18 protein-coding genes are annotated in these 18,338 nt (G+C 58.6%); 4 read left to right on the top strand and 14 right to left on the bottom strand.

What is annotated here, in order from left to right:
• Nucleotides 1-10: 10 nt before the first annotated feature.
• A complete protein-coding gene (locus DSD28_RS02250; RefSeq protein WP_162911189.1) occupies nucleotides 11-784 on the bottom strand; it encodes an amino acid ABC transporter ATP-binding protein in 774 nt (257 codons plus the stop codon).
• A gap of 61 nt (nucleotides 785-845) precedes the next feature.
• Nucleotides 846-1,676, bottom strand: coding sequence for a substrate-binding periplasmic protein (locus DSD28_RS02245; protein ID WP_119254965.1), 831 nt, complete (start codon nucleotides 1,674-1,676; stop codon nucleotides 846-848).
• A 200-nt stretch (nucleotides 1,677-1,876) separates the two neighbouring features.
• Between DSD28_RS02245 and DSD28_RS02240 the strand changes: the two genes are divergently transcribed.
• From DSD28_RS02240 to DSD28_RS02230, 3 genes are all read left to right on the top strand, one after another.
• Nucleotides 1,877-2,596 (top strand): GntR family transcriptional regulator, encoded by a 720-nt coding sequence (locus DSD28_RS02240; RefSeq protein ID WP_119254712.1) that lies wholly within the window; start codon nucleotides 1,877-1,879, stop codon nucleotides 2,594-2,596.
• A gap of 382 nt (nucleotides 2,597-2,978) precedes the next feature.
• Complete coding sequence (locus tag DSD28_RS02235; RefSeq protein ID WP_119254711.1) at nucleotides 2,979-3,329, top strand: antitoxin Xre/MbcA/ParS toxin-binding domain-containing protein; 351 nt, start codon at nucleotides 2,979-2,981, stop codon at nucleotides 3,327-3,329.
• 8 nt (nucleotides 3,330-3,337) lie between these two features.
• Entirely contained in the window at nucleotides 3,338-3,835 is a 498-nt protein-coding gene (locus DSD28_RS02230; RefSeq protein WP_119254710.1) for an RES family NAD+ phosphorylase, read from the top strand.
• A 419-nt stretch (nucleotides 3,836-4,254) separates the two neighbouring features.
• On the opposite strand, the gene DSD28_RS02225 is transcribed toward DSD28_RS02230, so the two are convergent.
• From DSD28_RS02225 to DSD28_RS02210, 4 genes are read right to left on the bottom strand one after another with little or no spacing between them, the layout of a single operon-like run.
• A complete protein-coding gene (locus DSD28_RS02225) occupies nucleotides 4,255-4,677 on the bottom strand; it encodes a GlcG/HbpS family heme-binding protein (RefSeq protein WP_119254709.1) in 423 nt (140 codons plus the stop codon).
• A gap of 9 nt (nucleotides 4,678-4,686) precedes the next feature.
• A complete protein-coding gene (locus tag DSD28_RS02220; protein ID WP_119254708.1) occupies nucleotides 4,687-6,420 on the bottom strand; it encodes an FAD-dependent oxidoreductase in 1,734 nt (577 codons plus the stop codon).
• Between the two features lie 33 nt (nucleotides 6,421-6,453).
• A complete protein-coding gene (locus DSD28_RS02215) occupies nucleotides 6,454-7,281 on the bottom strand; it encodes a phosphoenolpyruvate hydrolase family protein (RefSeq protein ID WP_119254707.1) in 828 nt (275 codons plus the stop codon).
• Nucleotides 7,268-8,452 (bottom strand): Tm-1-like ATP-binding domain-containing protein, encoded by a 1,185-nt coding sequence (locus DSD28_RS02210; RefSeq protein WP_119254706.1) that lies wholly within the window; start codon nucleotides 8,450-8,452, stop codon nucleotides 7,268-7,270. The genes DSD28_RS02215 and DSD28_RS02210 overlap by 14 nt, the downstream gene beginning before the upstream one ends.
• A gap of 326 nt (nucleotides 8,453-8,778) precedes the next feature.
• Here DSD28_RS02210 and DSD28_RS02205 point away from each other — a divergent pair, with 326 nt between their 5' ends.
• Complete coding sequence (locus DSD28_RS02205; RefSeq protein WP_162911188.1) at nucleotides 8,779-9,213, top strand: hypothetical protein; 435 nt, start codon at nucleotides 8,779-8,781, stop codon at nucleotides 9,211-9,213.
• Nucleotides 9,214-9,225: 12 nt separating this feature from the next.
• On the opposite strand, the gene DSD28_RS02200 is transcribed toward DSD28_RS02205, so the two are convergent.
• Genes DSD28_RS02200 through DSD28_RS02165 form a run of 8 tightly spaced genes read right to left on the bottom strand, consistent with a single transcriptional unit; the run spans nucleotide 9,226 to nucleotide 17,972 of the window.
• On the bottom strand, nucleotides 9,226-10,980 hold the full coding sequence (locus DSD28_RS02200) for a phosphoenolpyruvate hydrolase family protein (RefSeq protein ID WP_281048092.1): 1,755 nt from the start codon (nucleotides 10,978-10,980) through the stop codon (nucleotides 9,226-9,228).
• Nucleotides 10,981-11,034: 54 nt separating this feature from the next.
• Nucleotides 11,035-12,147, bottom strand: a complete 1,113-nt coding sequence (locus DSD28_RS02195; protein ID WP_119254703.1) for an ABC transporter ATP-binding protein — start codon at nucleotides 12,145-12,147, stop codon at nucleotides 11,035-11,037.
• Between the two features lie 33 nt (nucleotides 12,148-12,180).
• Nucleotides 12,181-12,969 carry an HAD-IIA family hydrolase gene (locus DSD28_RS02190; RefSeq protein WP_119254702.1) on the bottom strand — a complete coding sequence of 263 codons (789 nt, stop codon included), beginning with the start codon at nucleotides 12,967-12,969 and terminating at the stop codon, nucleotides 12,181-12,183.
• Nucleotides 12,962-13,735 carry an SDR family NAD(P)-dependent oxidoreductase gene (locus DSD28_RS02185; protein WP_104680096.1) on the bottom strand — a complete coding sequence of 258 codons (774 nt, stop codon included), beginning with the start codon at nucleotides 13,733-13,735 and terminating at the stop codon, nucleotides 12,962-12,964. Before DSD28_RS02185 ends, DSD28_RS02190 begins: the two co-directional genes overlap by 8 nt.
• The gene (locus DSD28_RS02180; protein ID WP_119254701.1) at nucleotides 13,735-14,673 is read right to left on the bottom strand and encodes a ribokinase; all 939 of its coding nucleotides are present in this window, start codon (nucleotides 14,671-14,673) and stop codon (nucleotides 13,735-13,737) included. The genes DSD28_RS02185 and DSD28_RS02180 overlap by 1 nt, the downstream gene beginning before the upstream one ends.
• The gene (locus DSD28_RS02175) at nucleotides 14,670-15,530 is read right to left on the bottom strand and encodes a carbohydrate ABC transporter permease (protein WP_119254700.1); all 861 of its coding nucleotides are present in this window, start codon (nucleotides 15,528-15,530) and stop codon (nucleotides 14,670-14,672) included. Before DSD28_RS02175 ends, DSD28_RS02180 begins: the two co-directional genes overlap by 4 nt.
• An 11-nt stretch (nucleotides 15,531-15,541) precedes the next feature.
• On the bottom strand, nucleotides 15,542-16,495 hold the full coding sequence (locus DSD28_RS02170) for a carbohydrate ABC transporter permease (RefSeq protein WP_119254699.1): 954 nt from the start codon (nucleotides 16,493-16,495) through the stop codon (nucleotides 15,542-15,544).
• A 58-nt stretch (nucleotides 16,496-16,553) separates the two neighbouring features.
• Entirely contained in the window at nucleotides 16,554-17,972 is a 1,419-nt protein-coding gene (locus DSD28_RS02165) for an ABC transporter substrate-binding protein (RefSeq protein WP_245424705.1), read from the bottom strand.
• Nucleotides 17,973-18,338: the final 366 nt, after the last annotated feature.

Genomic DNA, 18,338 nt, shown 5'->3' with positions numbered 1-18,338 from the left:
GGCCCGCCCCTCAATGCCTGATATGGAACACCCGCTCGATGAATTCGCGCGTGCGTTCCTCCTTCGGCGTGCCGAGCACCTGTTCGGGCGGGCCGTCCTCGACGACGACGCCGCCGGCGCAGAAGATCACGCGGGAGGCGATATTTCTGGCGAACCACATGTCATGGGTCACGATGACCATCGGCATCTGCTGCTGGGCGAGCTGCATGATCACCTGCTCGACTTCGGCTACCAGTTCCGGATCGAGCGCCGAGGTGACCTCGTCGAAAAGCATCAGCTTGGGATCGAGCATGAGAGCACGAGCGATGGCGACGCGCTGCTTCTGCCCGCCGGAGAGCTGGGCCGGATAGGAATTCGCCTTCTGCGCCAGACCGAAACGCGTGAGAAGCGCCATGGCCCTCGCCTCGGCTTCCGCCTTCTTCTCGCTCCTCACCTTCATCGGCGCAAGGATCAGGTTTCCGATCACGGTCAGATGCGGGAACAGCGTATAATGCTGGAAGACCATGCCGATCGAGCGCCTGACCTTCGTGTCGATCACTGTCCTGCCATTGCCATTGGCGGAAATATAGGGCTTGCCACCGAAGGCGACGGAGCCGCCGTCGATCTGCTCCAGTCCCATCAGCACGCGCAGGAGCGTGGACTTGCCGCCGCCGGAAGGGCCGATGACGACGACGCGGTCACCCGCCTTCATCTCGATATCGAGGCCCTGCAGCACCTTAACGACACCGCCATAGCTCTTGTGCAGTCCTTCGATCTTAACCAGTGGCGCGGTGCTGTCCGACATCGTCAAAACTCTCCTCCTTGGAACAGGCAGGCGGGGCCGCGGCAAGGCGGCCCCGGATGGTTCACTGGCCGGCCGTGAGAACCTCGTCAACCGCCTTGTGGATGAGCTCCTCGACATGGCCGGTCGCGACCCGCTCCTCAAGGAAGATATTCACCACCTCGACATCGGCGGCGGAAAGCTGGTGCGGCAGGCCGAAGGAAACGCCCTGCTTGGCAAGGGCCGGCTTTGGGTTCAGCGCCACGGCCCAATCGGGGTTCGACTGGGTGAAGAGCTGGTTCGTGTCGGAAGCATCGACCAAGATATCCGCCCGGCGCGAGACGACGGCAAGGCGCGTCTCGTCATTGGTCGGAAGACGCAGGATCGTTGCGGTTTTGACGGCCGCCGAGATCGCCTTGTCCTGCGCCGTGCCCGACATGACGGCAAGCGTGACGTCAGCTTTGTCGATATCGGCCACCGATGTGGCGCCGGCCGGGATCTTCGGGTTGTCCTTGTTATAGGCGAGCGAGATTTGGTACTCCATCGCCGGGATGGAGAACTGCACCGCCATGGCGCGGGCCGGCGTGCGGTTCAGCGCCAGCGAGACGTCCCATTTGCCGGCCTGAAGGCCCGCCACGATGTTGTCCCAAGTCGTATCGACGAATTCGGGCTTCACCTGAAGCGCCTCGGCGAACTCCCGGCAAAGATCGGCGTAGAAGCCAGAATATTCGCCGCTCGCCGGATCGCGCATCACATAGGGCGGGGCGACGGCTGCGCCGCAACGCAGCGTGCCGCTCTTCTGAACACCCTGCCAGTAGCCTTCGGCCGCCTGGGCCATGGCAGGGGTCGAAAGCCCTGCCACCAGGGCGAGCGCGGCCGTCGCCCGCAGAGCGGACGTCATCACATTCGAAAGCATGTGCATTCCCCATTTTGAGCGCGTTCAACGCGCGGTTCCACCCGTCGGCTTCGGCCGTTCTTGTCGTCTTTTTCTGTCGGCTCCGTGTCGACTGGAGAAATTATGTCGTCTCAGTGTCGACAAAGTCAAGCGGAAATTTTACGATTGCTGTGCGCCTGATTTTCTGGCCCAATGGCCGCGACATGCGGAAAGGGACGTAAGTGTCTGAGGAAATTGAATCGAAACGCGTGCGCGGCATGGGCTCGAAAAGCGTGTACGACACGCTGCGCAACGAAATTCTGGCACTGACCCTGCCGCCTGGGCAGCTCCTCGACGAGACGACGCTGGCCGAACGCTTCGCCATGTCGCGCTCGCCGATCCGTGAGGCCCTGATCCGGCTGGCAGGTGAAGAGCTGGTGGTGACGCTGTCCAACCGCAGCACCATCGTTGCTCCCATCGAGGTGGCGAGCTTTCCGAAATATGTCGAGGCGCTCGACGTCGCCCAGCGCATGAACACGCGCCTCGCCGCGACACTGCGGACGGAAGCAGACCTGAAGATCATCGCCAAGCGCCAGAAGGAGTTTGAAGCGGCGGTGAAAACTGGCGTGCATCTGAAGATGTCGGAGGCCAACAAGCAGTTCCACATGGCCATCGCCTATGCCGGCAAGAACACTTATCTAGCCTCGTTCTATGAGCGGCTGCTCAACCAGGGCCAGCGCATGCTGCACCTGCATTTCGAATATCTGGAGCGCGGCGGTGACGGCTATCTGCTCACCGACGAACACGAACTGATGCTGGAAGCAATCAGGGCCAAGAACGTCGACCTGGCCGACGAACTGGCCCATGCCCATACGCGGCAGTTCCAGGACAATTTCATCGCCTTCCTGCGCGAGAACTATACGACCCACGTTTCCTTCGGTCCCCTTGCCGCCGCGGAATAGGCACGACTGCGTCCGAGAGGTCATGAACATACGTGACTGATAAGCTCTTGAAAGGAACCGAACCGACGGTTCGCGGTCTGAAGCTTAACGTCAATGCAAACTCCTACTCTTATTGAGACCGTCGACGCCGAGCGAGCGGGTTGGTGCAAGTGCGGCCGAGCCTCTCCTGCCTGGCCCGCCCAGCAGGGCTCACAGCGCTGCGCAGGACGACAGCCGGGAGTACGAGGCGCGGTTGAGAGCTTGTGTCAGCAGTTCGCCCGATCTGCGAGCGGCATCTTTCTCCGATTCTTATCTCCTCTTCCCCTCCGCTCCTCATTGAATTCCGCGAATCCTGACGCTATATTGCGTCATAATGGTTGGCAGGTCGAACGGAGGTTTTGAGATGGGTCTCGCCCAATATGCCGATGGCGGACTTTTCTCGCCACGCAAGATCGCCAGTGCCCTGCGCACCACGAGCGAAGAGATCGCTCGGACCGCAGGGCTCGGGAAGGACGCGATCCAGCGGCAGGACCGCATTCGCTCGGACAAGACGCAGCGGCGCCTTCGGGAGATGACCGAGATCGTCAACAAGGTCGAGCCTCGGTTTGGCTCCGCCCTGATGGCCTATGCCTGGTATCGCTCCGAACCGTTGCCCGGCTTCTCAGGCTTCACGGCGATGCAGCTCGTACGCGATGGCCGAGCTGACGAGGTTCTCGACTATATCGACGCCGTCGATGCCGGCGTTCACGCCTGACCGCGCCGATGAAGTTTCGAGGAACACTCTACCGGGCGCTCAACCCGATCTATGCACGCGAGCCGATGTCGGGACGCGGCGCCGAACTCTATGGAGGTCGGTTCAACCGAAAGGGGACGCCGGCACTCTATACGTCGTTGTCAATCGTCACGGCTTTGCGCGAAGCCAATCAGGCCGGCTCCCTGCAACCGACGACGCTCGTCTCCTATGATGCGGTCTTCGAACGCATATTCGATACGCGCGACGATATCGCTCTGCGCGCTGAAGGCATGGACAATGCGGATTTGGCGGATCCCACTTGGCGCGATCAGATGAAAACTACCGGAGAGGCGAAGACGCAAGCCTTCGCAGGTCGGCTTGCCGCTGCCGGCTATCATGGATTGATCGTGAGGAGCTTTGCACCCGGCGCGGCCCGAGACGATGCCAATCTAGTCCTTTGGACGTGGAGCGATGCCGCGCCTTGCCGGCTGACGCTAATCGACGACGAAGGTCGCCTGTCGCGATAGGATCGGTGTCGACCGACCACTACACATCGACATGAAGCTGGCCAGTTGGAGACCGCCGCTCATTAGATTTTCCACCCATATCGTCATTCAAGAAATCTCGTTTCTTAAGCTCTTGAATGGATACGAACGGTCATTCCTGTCGTTCAGTGGTTTGATTCACCCCGAATATCCCTTTGGACCAGTTGCTTGCCATCGGGATTGGCCGATCGCTCGAGGGCCTGAGCAACAGCCGCCTCAACTCTACGGGCGCGACCCAAACAATCAAGACGTTGACTTACGCAATATTCGGTACCTCTACGAAGAGGTCACCGATTTTCACGCTACACTGTAGATAAATTGGATGCCCTGCAACGACGTTGCAGGGCATGTCACACCTGCTTGGGAGATTGATGTGACTCTTGCGATCAAGCTTTGAGGAATCAAACTTCGACTAGAAAACGGTCGATTCCTGCGAGAGCACAGGCGTGATCCTGCGCTGGTGTACCGGAACTGACGCCAATGCCGCCCACAACCTCGCCCTCGACAATCACCGGAATGCCACCAGCAACTACCGTCAATCGACCGCCAATTGTCGAGTTGATACCATAGGCAGGCTGTCCCGGTTGACTGGCTGTACCATAGCTTTCCGTTGATCTCTTCGCCCCGGCAGCGGTGTAGGCTTTGTCTTGGGCGATGATTGTACTTGTTATCTTGCCACCGTCCATTCGCTCGAATGCTATCAGTTGCCCGGACTCGTCGGTGATCGCAATACACATGGGAACGCCGATTTCTTCAGCCTTTGCACGAGCACCGCCGATCAGGATGTGAGCGTCGGCGAGACTTAATCTGTTTATTGTCAGCATCTGAATTCCTCACGAATTGCGACCAGCAAGAGCTTTTGCGGCTCGGTATGCGAAAACGATACCTGGTCCGATCGTGATCCCGGCACCTGGATAAAGGCCACGCATGAGCGAAGTTGCGTCATTGCCGCAAGCGTACAGTCCTTGAATCTGCTTTCCGTCTTGATCGAGCACGTGCCCCCACGTGTCAGTTGATAGTCCCGTCGCGGTCCCCAGGGTAGCCGGCACGATCGGCAGAGCGATGAACGGACCGGCAGTGATCGATCCGAGGTTTGGGTTCACCGTTCCAACTGAAGGGTCGCCCAGCATGCGGTTGAAAGCAGACTCTCCGCGCTGGAAGTAAGGATCCTTGCCAGACCGCGCATGCGTATTGTGCTCTTCGACGGTCTTCTCAAGATCCTTGGCATCGATCCCTATCTTCCTAGCAAGGTCGGCGATTGTCGCACCCACCTTGATGTAGTCGACCCGCTCATATGCCCTTGTTCCCATGGTCCACGGCCACGGCAACATGTGTCCCATTCCGCGCTTTTTAAGAAACTCGGAGTCGCAGATGAAAAAAAAGCGCTTGTCCTTCGGGTATCCGTTCTTGAACATCGCAAGGCAGATATCGTGATAAGAATTGGACTCGTTAACGAAGCGCCGCGCATCGGGCCCGACGGCGATCACTCCCGGGCGGCCGCGATCCAGCCACCCATACGGTACTGTCTGCTGGCCACCTTTCTTGTCACGCAGGAGTGAAACCGGGGTCCAGAACCCTGCACTCGCCACATCATTGTCTATGGCGCCACCTGCTTGCTGGGCGAGCTTGATGCCATCCCCCGTAGAGTCCGGGTGAGCAAGCGTATCATCATGCTGGTGCGGTCCACTTAGTGATGCCCGGAGGCCTGCGTCGCGGGGAAAGCCCCCTGTCGCGAGAACCACGCCTCTATCAGCCCTGACACGCAAATCTCGACCGTTGCGGCGGATAATTGCGCCCACCACCTTTTGATCCTCGATAACAAGGCGGACAAGCGGGGCTTCGGTCCAGATCGCGACCTGACGCTTCCTAAGGCTGGCTATGAAACGCGCAATCAGGGCGTTTCCGCCACTGAACTCGGTTCCGCGACGATACGACATTCTGTCGCGAGCGTAACGTCCCACGCGCTTCAGGACATGCCGCATCGAATCGACCGACTTCAATGGATTCAAGAACTTCGTCACTTCGCCGGAGGAGATCATCATACCCCCCAAGACAACACGAATGGGATCACCGACGAGATCGAAATCCTTCCCGAGAAGACGGCCGTCGTATGGTGCAGGGCTAAGGGCTCGACCGGACTCCACACCGCCGATCTGGCTGGAATGATAGTCCGGTGCAGAGGCCAGCGTGAACTTGACGTCAGTCCCGTCAGCTATCTGGCTCAAGGCCGCCGGTCCGTCAGTCAGGTACGCCTCAACAAAATCCTCCCGGTAGTAGTTACCCAGTTCGTTCCTAAGATAGGTCCTCGCATTCTCGATGCTGTCGGCAACTTTTGCTGCGATGGCCTGCGGAGAGCAAGGCACCCAGATCATTCCGTTAGAGAGGGCCGTCGTTCCGCCCAGCTTGGGAGACTTCTCGCATATGAGGACTTTAAGTCCGGATTGCGAGGCGAACAGAGCAGCAGATAGGCCTGCTGCTCCGCTGCCAACGGCGACGACATCATAGATTTCGTCCCATTGGCTGGAATCGGCAGGCCTGGTGCCGATAGAAGCGGATGCTAGGGTCATATCAGTCTCGCTGAATAGATAATGGATCGAGGATCAGGAACGGGGGACCGGGACGGCTTTGAACGCCTTGGCAACTGCCTGCACTGCCCGCTCGATCGGTATCCTTTCGATCGAGGAAGCTCCTACGAAGCCAACACACTTCGTCTGCCGATACACTTCTACCGTGTCTTCGGGTTCCGCGACAGCGCCGCCATGGGCAAGAAGAATGATGTCGGATCGTACGGCTCTGGCGGCATCGTTGATCTTGTTGATCTTCACGACTGCTTCCTGGACCGCCTGGCCTTCCTCGTGACCGACCAAGCCCCCGCGGGTTGCCCCTACGTGAGGAACAATGCAGTCCGCTCCCGCTTCTGCCATCGCAGCCGCATCTTCAGCCGAGGCTACGTAGGCCATCGAGAAAATATTCTTCTGTCGCGCCAACCTGATCATCTCGACCTCCCGGTCGAAACCCAGACCAACGCGGCCTCTTCGATCGCGCCATTTATCACCCATCGTCGAGATGGTGGGGTAGTTGATCACACCGGAGTATCCAGCGGCCCAGAACCTGTCGAGCAGGCGATCAAGGTCAAGTCTGACAGGATCCCATGCCTCGACGCCGCCGATCACTGGGACGGTCGAGACGACGTTCCGGATCTCGTCCGCCATTTCGATGGTCCGTGCGTTCGAATCTCCAATCCGGCTCGTTGGCAGGCCCATAAGACGCGAAAGGCCGGTGCTGTAGACGACCAGCATGTCCGCTCCACCCAGCACCGCGCACTTGGCGACCAGGCCGCAACTACTTCCTGCGGCCAGAATGGCATTTCCGCTTGCGGTCTGCTCAGCCACAGCCGAAAGGATTTCCGAACGTTCAAACATTTTCATCGGCTACAACCTCGCTTTTGATTTTCTCAAGGATCCACGCGACGGCAGCATCGGCGAATTCAGGATCGTTGATGTGGAATGGGATTTTGATGCACTTGGCCGTCTCTGGAAGAGTGTCCTCGACACCCGAAAGCCAGGCCTCGTTTGCAGCAGGATCGTGAAACACCCCGTTCTCGCGATCGTAGTCGGAGACACCTTTCTCGGGCCACATCACGCACACTGGCCCTGAGGCACTCCGGAGCTTCAATCCTGTGCGCCGCCCAATCTCGCGCGTTTCCTCAGGGGTCGTGCGCATCAGGGTCGTGTAGGGGGTGTGGGAATAGAATGACCGATGCGCATACCGCTCCGGAACACTCGTCGGCACCCCGAAGTTGACCATGTCTACGGCGCCTGGAGCAATGAGCTGAGGAATTCCCATCAAGCCCGCCGCAGTCAGTCTTCTATCGCCTGCACTGGCTGTTCCGCCGAGCAGTTCGTCCGCCAGTTCTGTGGTCGTCAGATCGAGCACGGCGTCGAATTCTCCGTCTTCGATAAGAACCTCCATCTTGCGGCCCCCTGATCCATTCGCTGGAAACACGACGGCTTCGATATTGCGATCTGCGAGCAAGCGAACGCATCGGTCCACGGCTGGAGTGGTTACGCCGAAGGCGGAAATTGCGACTATCGAGCGCCGCGCGTCCTTTTGCGGCGCGTACCGCAGCGATGCGATAGCGTGAGCAGCATTTGTGAGTATCCGTGAAGTGAAGCCGTTCACGCCGAACAGATCCACCAAGGTCGGGTAAAGGAGAATGTCGCTTGTTTTGGCGAGTTCCGCGAGAAGCGCTGGCCTCGCACTCGATACAAGCAGCTTGGGGAAGCCGTAAGGCAGATCTGCAACCACCTCGCCGAAGAGGCCGCTCCCTTTACCGCCGGCAATACCGATCACAGCAGTTATGCTGCCATCAGCCTGCATCTCCCCTATCGATACGCGTGCGCGCTGCGCAATCGACTTGAGCAGGCTTGCCGGATCGTTCGATCGGTCAGGAAATGAGGAGGAAGTACCGACATCGATCCGGACAACATCCCTTCCGCATTGCCGGATGATATTGGAAACGAAATCGACTTCTGCGCTTTTCGTATCCATGGTCGCTACGATGGCGATCGCGTCCGCCTTCGACACAGATACGCTCATAAGGCCAGCGCCCGTGCGCCAATCAAAGATCGCGCTGTCCGATTTGGTGAGATTGACATGTGACCCTCCCTTGAGTCTGCTCGATTCCTGGGCAATTTTGAGTACGAATAGTCCCTCGCTGCTATTGGCAGAACCAAGCGCGACATGAGAGATGGGTAAAATTGGGTATGTGGGCGATTGTCGATAACACAGAGCTTTCCATAGGGGCCGCGCACGACTGCCCTGCGAGCCAAGGCGTTATCTTCGCCCCGGGGATTCGAGTCCTCCCAGAAGGCTCACCGCTAGTGTTGGCAACGCTACCTGTGCTCGACTGGAACGCAGAGCTGATGAATGCACTGAGGACCACAGTTAGCCCAGCAAGGCCCAACTGCTATGCCGCTGTGATGATGATCGATCCATTTCCGCTGTGGGAGGACCTCGGTGATCTGCTGATAGATCAGGGCTTTGCCGGGGTTGTGAACTTCCCTCCCGCCTCTCTTGTCGAGGTTAAGCAAGGACAGTCGTCACCCCAGGAGGGCAACACGATCGAGATCGACAGGATGAAGTGGTTTCATGAGATCGGTTTAGGGCTCGTGTACGCAGCATCGCGGACGGAGGAGATCAGCACCATCGAGTTGCGTCTATCAGGACTCCTGGATGCAATAGTCAGCGTGCCAGTCTCGTCGCTGCATCTGCCCATCAGTGAAAGCCTGCTCTTAGAATGTGACCCCGAGATCAATGCCGATCGTCGAGGAGCACCGCCGATCCTTTCGCTCAGATAGCCATCGAAGCCATTAGTCGAGAATGCGAAGCTTTCTGATTTTGTTGTAAAGTGTCTTGCGTGACAGACCCAGCGCTCGGGCTGTTTTCCCGCGGTGCAGCTTGTTCCGCCGGAGTGCATCAATGATCCACTCCCGCTCGGATAGATTTGTGGGTTCTGCGGGCGGCGGGCTCACTCCAAGCACTGCACTGATCCGATCTGCAGCGATCGCGACATCCGGAGGCAGGATGGCCAACTGTTCGACAACATGCCGCAGCTCCCTGATGTTTCCGGGCCAGGAATGACTTGCGAGTGCAAGAAATGCAGAGTTCTCGATGGCAAGAACGCCTGCAGACGCATCACCCCTCGTTTCCACTGTGAAATGATGGATCAAGGCCGGCAGGTCCTCCAGACGATCCCGAAGCGGAGGCAGTACCACTTCGAGGCCAGCAAAAGCGTCGCGCAGGCGAGAGGTCAGAAGACCTTCCGACGAACGCCTCCCGGCTGGTATCGTGCACGTGGCGATTATCTTCGCATCGGAACGGTTCGTCGTCGCGCCGTTGTGTGCGGTGTACGAACCCGACTCGATGAAATCGGCGAGTTTTTCCTGTTCCTCGACTGAGAGTTCGTTCACGTGAAGGATGACGAGCGAGGTCTCTGAAGCAGTTTCGAGCACGGAAATTCGGCGGCGGGTATCCTTGTCGGCATCCAGACCAAACAGCGCGATCGCATTCTGGCTTCCCGGAGACGGACGGCAAGGAAATACCACGGGCTTTCGATGTTTCCGGCCAGACAGGGAATGGACAAGCGATGCGACACGCCGCTTCCCGGCCCCCGCTTCTCCCGACACCAGTACGGGATTTGCTCCCGTTGCCAGGCGTTTTGCAGCGTCGAGCGACTTGTTCATCGTCGCAGACTGGGCAATCACTCCGTGCCTGTAACCATTGAGCTGGAGCCGGCGTTCGAGAAGATCGACCTTCTCGCGCAAGACGTGGATTGTCTTGAACCCCGAGGTCATTTCCAGGACCGAGGTCTCCAAAGGCACACGATCGAGAGATGAGCCCCCTATGAAGCCCTGCGTCCCAGTTTCCCTGCAGACATCCATGAGTTCCTCAGGCTTGGTGATCGGACCGCCCGCGAGCAGACAGACGACATTTCTGTCTACTCCATGAACGGTTCGGGCAATGTCTCTCGTCCTTGCCGCTAGCTCTGGCAGGCCTATCGAGGATGCAGACTGTGCCGTCTCTGCAGCGTTTAGGTTGAAGTTCATGGCAATGGCCTCAACGCCTGCTTCGACCATACGACGCGCTTCGCTCTGCGTACGCGTGTAGGCTATGGTCATCATTCCACGCTGTCTGGCTTTGACAAGGAGATCGACCTCTCTCTGATATCCAAGCTTGCTTTCCTCGAGAATCGCCCGGCGTGGGTCATCGAGGTGGATGACAGATGGGAAATTCGTCACACCAGCGAAACCCCACCGCTTCAATCGGTCGAGGAAGAGATCGATGTCCAACGTCGGATTGAATGTGCACGCGCCGAAGAACACCGGGAGCCGCGTACTGCGTAGGATCTCCGAACGACTAAACCCTTCGACAAAGGCGTTGCTGTCGCGTATCGGAAGGATCGATGCCGGAGAGGATCCACCCATTGCTCGAAAACGGCCGGCGTTCAATGCCAGAACGAAATCCGCTCCCGCCCTTTCGGCAGCGCGCGCCGTCATGCCGGAGCCAATGGCGGCCCCAAGCATGAATGATCTCGAATCGCTCAGAAACTGTCTAAGCTCGGAAATGGTGATCGATCCTCATTTTCAGCGGCAGCAGGATCGACCATTCAGCCCGAACATTCAACTCCAGCTTTTCGGTGCCTGGAAACGCGGCAGTGCCTTGCCATCACGTCCGAACACGTGACAATCCGAGGCGGCGACGGCCAGCGAGATCGGCCCTTGCCTGCCCACATGGAAATGATCGTCAGGGGAACGCGCCACGACGTTCTCTCCGAGAGCCGTCCCATAGAGATAGGTGGCGCTGCCCAGATGCTCGACAAAATCGACTTCGATGTCGACAAGCAGTTCGCCAGGATTGCCCGATGGTGCAATGAAGTCGTCAGGTCGGATCCCGAGCGTTACGGTCGCTCCCGGCCCTACCTCTTTCCCGTCGACCGGAAGCCAGCGACCGTTTGAACCCACTCCGATCTCCACCTGGCTTTCGTTCCTTGACTTGACCTTGCAAAGAAGGAAATTCATCCGGGGCGACCCGATGAAGCCAGCAACGAACTGAGTCGCTGGCTTGTGGTACAGATCATGGGGGCTTCCAACCTGTTCGATGCGACCGTCCTTCAGCACCACGATCTTGTCCGCCATCGTCATCGCTTCCACCTGGTCGTGGGTGACGTAGATCATCGTGTTTCCGAGCTGACGGTGCAGCTTTGCAATCTGCACCCGCATCTGTACACGCAACTCGGTATCCAGGTTCGACAACGGTTCGTCGAACAGGAACACTTTCGGCTCCCGAACAATTGCCCGTCCAATGGCCACGCGCTGCCTTTGTCCACCTGAAAGCTCCTTCGGCTTCCGGTCAAGCAGGTGCTCGATCTGAAGCAACTTTGCGGCGTTGCCGACCTTGACCGCGATTTCTTCCTTTCGCGCCTTTGCCATGCGCAGAGGGAACGCCAGATTGTCACGCACGCTCAAATGCGGATAGAGCGCGTAGCTCTGGAAAACCATCCCGAGGTTCCTGTCGGCCGCATCAACGCGGTTGACAACCTTGCTGTCAATTTTCAGCGTACCGCCGGAAATCTGCTCAAGACCGCCTATCATCCTGAGCAGTGTCGATTTTCCAGAGCCCGATGGCCCGACGAAAACGACGAACTCTCCGTGCTCGATCTCAAGATCTATGTCACGAAGGATTTCGAGACTTCCGTATGCCTTTCGAATACCATCAAGTTGAACGTCGGCCATGTGTTCCTCCTACAGATCCAGTGATGCGCCTCCTCAGCGCACTCCCGGTATTTCCCTGAGCGTTGCGATAGTGAAGTCGGGCGGCAGAAGCGTCGCATCCTCGACGGGCGGGACACCCGTCGTGACGAGGACCGAGCAGAGGCCAGCCTTCTTTCCAGCCTGGATGTCGGTTGGGATCTGATCCCCGATCATCAAGGTGGACGAACGATCGGTACCTATCCGCTTCAGCGCAGCTTCGATCATGTGGACTTCCGGTTTTCCGACGATGATCGGCTTGACGCGCGCGGCAGTCGCCACTGCAGTCAGGATTGCGCCGGCACCCGGCTCGAAGCCAGTAGGGGTCGGAAGAAGCAGATCGGGGTTCGTTCCGATAAGCAGCGCCCCCTTCAGGATTGCATCAACAGCGATCCTCATCTTCTCGTGTGTGATCTCCCGGTCCAGACCCATCACCACGACGGAAGGTTCATGTTCCGTGATTTCCAGATTGGCCGCGGCGATCGCCTGCTTCAAGGACGGAGCCCCGATGACAAACACGCGCGTCCCTTCGGGAAAGCGCTGCCTGATGAGCTGGGCAGCCGTGACCGCAGAGGTGACGACATTGTCGAGAGTCACATCGATTCCGAATGAGACCAGCTTGGAAACAACGTCCTCAGCCGTATGCGTCGAGTTGTTGGTCACGAAGCAGAATGGGATCCCTTCCGCTTGCCACGCCTGAAATGCCTTTACAGCATCATCAATAGGGGTCTTGCCTCGATAGACAACGCCATCGAGGTCCGACACTACGCCCCGGATCACGGGCCATGGATTGTCCAGCTTACCCATTCATCAACATCCCGCCGTTAACGTGTACGATCTGTCCAGTGATGTAGGTTGCCGCGGGCGTGGCTAGAAACACGGCCAAGCCTGCCACGTCCTCGGGCGTTCCAACACGGGCGAGAGGGATCCGCCCGGCGTGGCGTGCTTCCGTTTCCTCGCGGGGGCGTCCGTGCATTGGCGTATCGATGATTCCAGGCGCCACACCATTCACATTGATGCCAAGAGGTGCGCACTCGTATGCGAGTAGCTTTGTCAGGTCGTGAACCACAGCCTTGGAATAGCAATAGTCGGCACCGCCTGCCTGATAGTTGAACACGGCACCCTGCGAGGAAAGCGATGACCCGATGTTTACGATGCGGCCGCCGCCATCCTTCATGAACCGATTGACCACGAGCTTGGAGCAAAGCAGCACCGCACCGGAGTTGATCTCCATGGTCTTTTCAATCTTGCTAGTGTCACCGGACAGGAGCTTTTCTCCGGACTTGATGCCTGCGTTGTTCACGAGAACATCGATCCGGCCGAAGCGCTCAGCCACGGTGTCCATCACCCGGCCGATGTCTGCTTCGCTGGTCACATCCATCGACAATGCCAGTACGCGATCTCCACCCTCGATCGTGGCGAGCGTCCGTTCCAAGGCATCCTTGTTGGCATCCGTAGCAACGACGGTAGCGCCGCTTTCGAGAAATGCTCCGGTGATTGCGGCACCGATCCCGCCACCCGCACCAGTCACCAAGACCGTCTTGCCGGACATTTCAAAAAGAGAGTTTGTCATCATATCTCCAGAAGTGTTTTGTGATTGAGAAACTGATCCACCTCGACAGCCGAGGGCATGGCCTGCTGAGCCCCTCGTCGGGTCACGCAAAGCGCGGCTACCGCCATCGCCTGTCGTACGGCATCGCGGATCGAGGAGCCTGTAGCGAGCGCTGCAGCAAACCCACCGTTGAAGGCATCTCCTGCTGCAGTCGTATCGACCACGACTACGGGAAAGGCGGGAACGACGAACGTCTGGTTTCCGTCGGAGAAGAATGCTCCTCGTTCACCGAGGGTGATGAGAGCCGCCTTCGGGCCAAGCGACAGCAAGGCATCCGCAGCTTGCCGCGCCGCCTCCATCGACACGATCTCGATGCCCGTCAGTTCGAATGCCTCTGACTCGTTCGGAGTGACGAAGTCCACCTTCGACCAAGCGTCCCTCGTCAGCCCGTGACGTACAGGCGCAGGATTGAATATCAGCGTGAAGTTCCGCTCGCCCTTGAGATCGAACAGTCGCTCGAGCGCATCAGTCGGCAACCCCATCTCGGCGACGACGATCGCGTCTTCTTCGATATGATCGCAACCTGCTTCGATGATCTCCGGTGTCACCCGGGCGTTGGCGCCCGGATCGATGACGATCATGTTCCCGCCGTCGTCGCCAACCATCACCAGGGCGGAGCCAGAGACCTCACCGACCGCGATCTGCACGGCTTGGGTATCGACACCCGCAGAAACGAGTGACCGTAGAAGCTCCACTCCTGCGTCATCGTCACCGAGCCTGCTGAACAACCGCGGGGTAACACCCAACCGAGCCGCCGCAACCGCCTGGTTCGCACCCTTCCCGCCGGGGTTCCTGGAGAGAGACCCGATCAGGCTCTCCCCCGGTGTCGGAAGCCGCTCAACGTTGAAGCAGAGGTCCAGGTTGGTGGTGCCGAAGAATATGAGAGGTCTCGTGCTCATTTGACGGCTCCGAAGGTGAGACCACGTTCGAGGTGGCGCTGTCCGACGACGATCAGGATGACAGGCACGATCATGGTCACGACAAGACCCGCCGCCATGACCGGATAGAACTGCACGCCGGGATTGAGGAGCTTGAGCAGCGCCACCGTCACCGGAGCCTTCGTGGAGCTGAGCATCAGACCGAGTGCGAAGTTGTGCCACGCGAGTAGGAACACCAGGAGCGACGCGCCGATCAGCCCGGTCTTCAGGAGGGGAAGGACGATGTGCAGCACGATGCGGAAGGGCTTCGCACCATCGATTGCTGCGGCCTCCTCGATGTCCTTAGGGATGTCTTCGACATAGGAACGACTCAGCCAGACGATCATCGGAAGCGTTACGACTTGATAGACCCAGATCATCCCGATGTAGGTGTCATACAGGCCGATCGACTGGAACAGATTGAAGAGCGGAATGACGACAAGGAGAACGGGCGCAAACCGGAAACCAAGGATGAAGAACGCGACATCCTCCTTGAACGGCACGTCCCGTCGGGCGAGTACATATCCAGCAGGAACGCCGACGACGAGCGAGACAATCACCGAACCCAGCGCCACTATGATGCTGTTGATGATCGGGGTGAGAAAGTCGACCTTGATCGTCCCGTAGCTTGTGGCCCCAGCCTGCGCTACGTCGAAAAGAACGCGAAAGTTCTCCAGCGTGGGTGTGAAAATGAAGGTCGGAGGCCAGGCCATGACCTCGTTCTGATCTTTCAAAGCCATCATCACGATCCAGACCAACGGGAAGGCGAGGACCAAGGCGCAGATTGCGACCAGGAGATTCAGCACGAAAGATGTAAGCGGGGTGCGTGTGAAATCCATGAGTTCCTCCCTCAGTTCACGCGGCGGCGGACAGCCTGCCACAGCTTGACGGTCAGCATCGCTCCGATCAGCACGATCAGCCAGTTGACGACCATCATCGCCGCGCCTCGTCCGAACGTGAGATTTTGGAAGGCGGTGATGTATGCCTGAACAGAAAGTGCAGAGGTTGAGTTGCCCGGACCTCCCTGCGTGGTCCCGAAGATGATGTCGAACTGGTTGAACGACTCAATCAGGCGGAACAGGGCTGCGATCAGGATGTACGGCGCGACGAGTGGAAGCTCGATGTTCACGAAAGTCGCCCACGCCTTCGCGCCATTGATACGTGCGGCCTCTCGCAGATCGTCCGTGATCCCCTGAAGCCCGGCGAAGATAATGAGCGCGAAGAAGGGTGTGTAGGTCCACACATCTATGAGGATGACGGATATTAGCGAGGTTGCAGGGCTGGAAATCCAGGAGAATGGCCCGATCCCGACCAGGGAGAACAGGTAGTTGAGGATCCCGCTCTGCGGATTCATCATCGTCGTCCACATGAGCGCGACGCTCATTGGCGGCAGAACCAGCGGAAGGAGTATCAGAGGGCGCAGCCAGCGGGCCAACGTCACTCCGGATGCGAAGAGCTTCGCTATCATCAGCCCTAGAAGAGCCTCTATGAATACAGCTGAAACTGCGTAGACAACGGTTACTCTGACGCTGTTCCAGAATTCGCTCGTCTTCATCAGCGCAACGTAATTCGCGAACCCGACGAAGCGAACGACTGGTCGTCCAAGGCGAAGATCGGTGAGCGACTGATAGACTCCGTAGAAGAACAGAGCGAGGAAGCCTAGCAGGATAAGAATAGCGGGAGCGATTACGAGCAGGCTCACCCAGTCAACCTGACGTTCTGTGTGCTCGCCCTTGGTCGCCTCAGAAGCCTGTAGCGAAGGCGCGGCGCGCAACGCCACCACCTTTGAAACTTGGGTCGTCATGATAAACTCCAATCGTCCTGGAGACGGGGTGACGGCTCAGCCATCACCCCGGCCATTCTCAGAGGCCTGCTCGAATTTCTTCGGCCAGCGCGTGGAGAGTGGCTTCGACGTCGTCGCCGTTGACCATTTTCTGCATCGCGACGGCCCAGGCATTCATCGCTTCGCCAAATCCAACGCGGGGTGTGAAAGCAAGTGCCGCATGTTCCTGGGTGGCCTTGAAGCTTTCGACGAAGTTGTTGAATTCAGGCTGCGATGCGTAGTTCAGCCAGGTCTCGTCGCCCCATGTCGAGGCACGAGGGGGATTGACGAGCTTGCCTGCGACAGCGCCCGCCAGTGCAACCTTCTTCGAAGTCGCCCACTGGATGAAGAGCCATGCCGCCCCCTTCTTCTCCGATGCCGAGTTCATCGCCAGCGACCAGATCCAGATGTTCGAGCTGGGCCCCTTTGCATCTGGTGCGCGGAGCGGCGGTGCAAACGCGATCTTACCAGATGCCGGTTGGCCCTTCACGTCGTTCCAGAAGCCGAACATATTGGAGTCGATGGCCATTGCCGTGCGACCCGAGGAGATCCCGTCGACGACCTGGTACCAGTTATCGTTGGCGAAGGATGGCGCAGCGCACTTCTTGATCATGTCCACGTAGTCTTTGTGGAACGCGATCGATTCAGGGGAGTCGAGACCGGTATCCAACTTCCCGTCCTTCATCACCCAGTCCTGGACACCGTATGATTTCGCGATGGAAGCCACGGCGGTGTGAATGCTGGCCCAGAAGCGAACGCCACGGACCCCAAGCGGAGTGATCTGCGGGTCGGCGGCCTTCAGTTTCTCGCATGCCGCACCCATTTCCGTAGGTGTCGTCGGCACCTGAATGCCATGCTTTTCCAGGATGTCCTTGCGGTAGAATAACTGAATGTTCTCGAAGGCGTGCGGGATCGCCCATACCTCACCGTCGCCGCCTGCCGCGATCTGGCCGTCCTCCATCTTCCAGGTCAGGGCCGAACGCAGCGCCGGGAAGAAGTCGTTGTAGTCGTAAGACGCGTCGGTGAGCGCCGGATCGTTGAGATACTTACCCAAGGGCTCGAGGGCACCGCTTGGCGCGAGATCCCAAGCAGGCTGAATGCCGGTCCCCACAACGTCCCATGCGGGAGACTTCGTGGTGAGCTGGATGGTTAGCTTATTCCAGTAGGAGTCGTCCGGATAGAGTTCGGGCGTAACCTTGATTCCGGTGAGCTTTTCAAATTCCGGAAGTTCGGCACTCAGTGCATCGGCGTAAGGGTGAATGTCGTATGCCCAGGTGATCGTAGTGCCTTCGAACTGCCGCCAGTTCATGTCTGCGGCGATCGCGGAGGTCGACATTGTAACGGTTGTCGCCAGTAGCAAGACGCCGACCATGTTGTGTCTGGCAGCACGGCGCGCATGTGAGCAGAATGTGCTTATCGTGGAACGCATGTTTTCCTCCCAATGGAAAAAATCGATCATTCGAGGTCCACCACTCCATTCCCTGGTGAACCTTCGATGAAGGAATACGCGAGGGTCGGCGAAGCTAGGGGAAAAGCGGGAGGCGTTCTGGGTAAAGTTGGGTAACCCCCCAACTACCCCTTGTCCCAGCCTTGAGCCGGAACCTTGCAAGCGGATCTCTTACACGATCCTGAAAGTGCAACGCCACTCGAACTACGCAAGCGCGAAGTGCTTCTGCAGAGATGGTATAGTCCCCGGGCCAACTACTCGGGGCAGAGCAGGCAACTTTGTCTTAGGCGCAACCCTGGGCGAGGCGCTATCGGCACCAGTCCGCTGAGGACTGCTCAGCGATAAATTTTCCAGGCGTCTCGGTTGCCGTGTAGTGGG

The sequence above is a fragment of the Shinella zoogloeoides genome (assembly GCF_003574625.1).
Classification (GTDB): domain Bacteria; phylum Pseudomonadota; class Alphaproteobacteria; order Rhizobiales; family Rhizobiaceae; genus Shinella; species Shinella zoogloeoides_A.
Note: the sequence above shows the minus strand (reverse complement) of the source record. Positions and strands in the feature narration are given on the sequence as shown.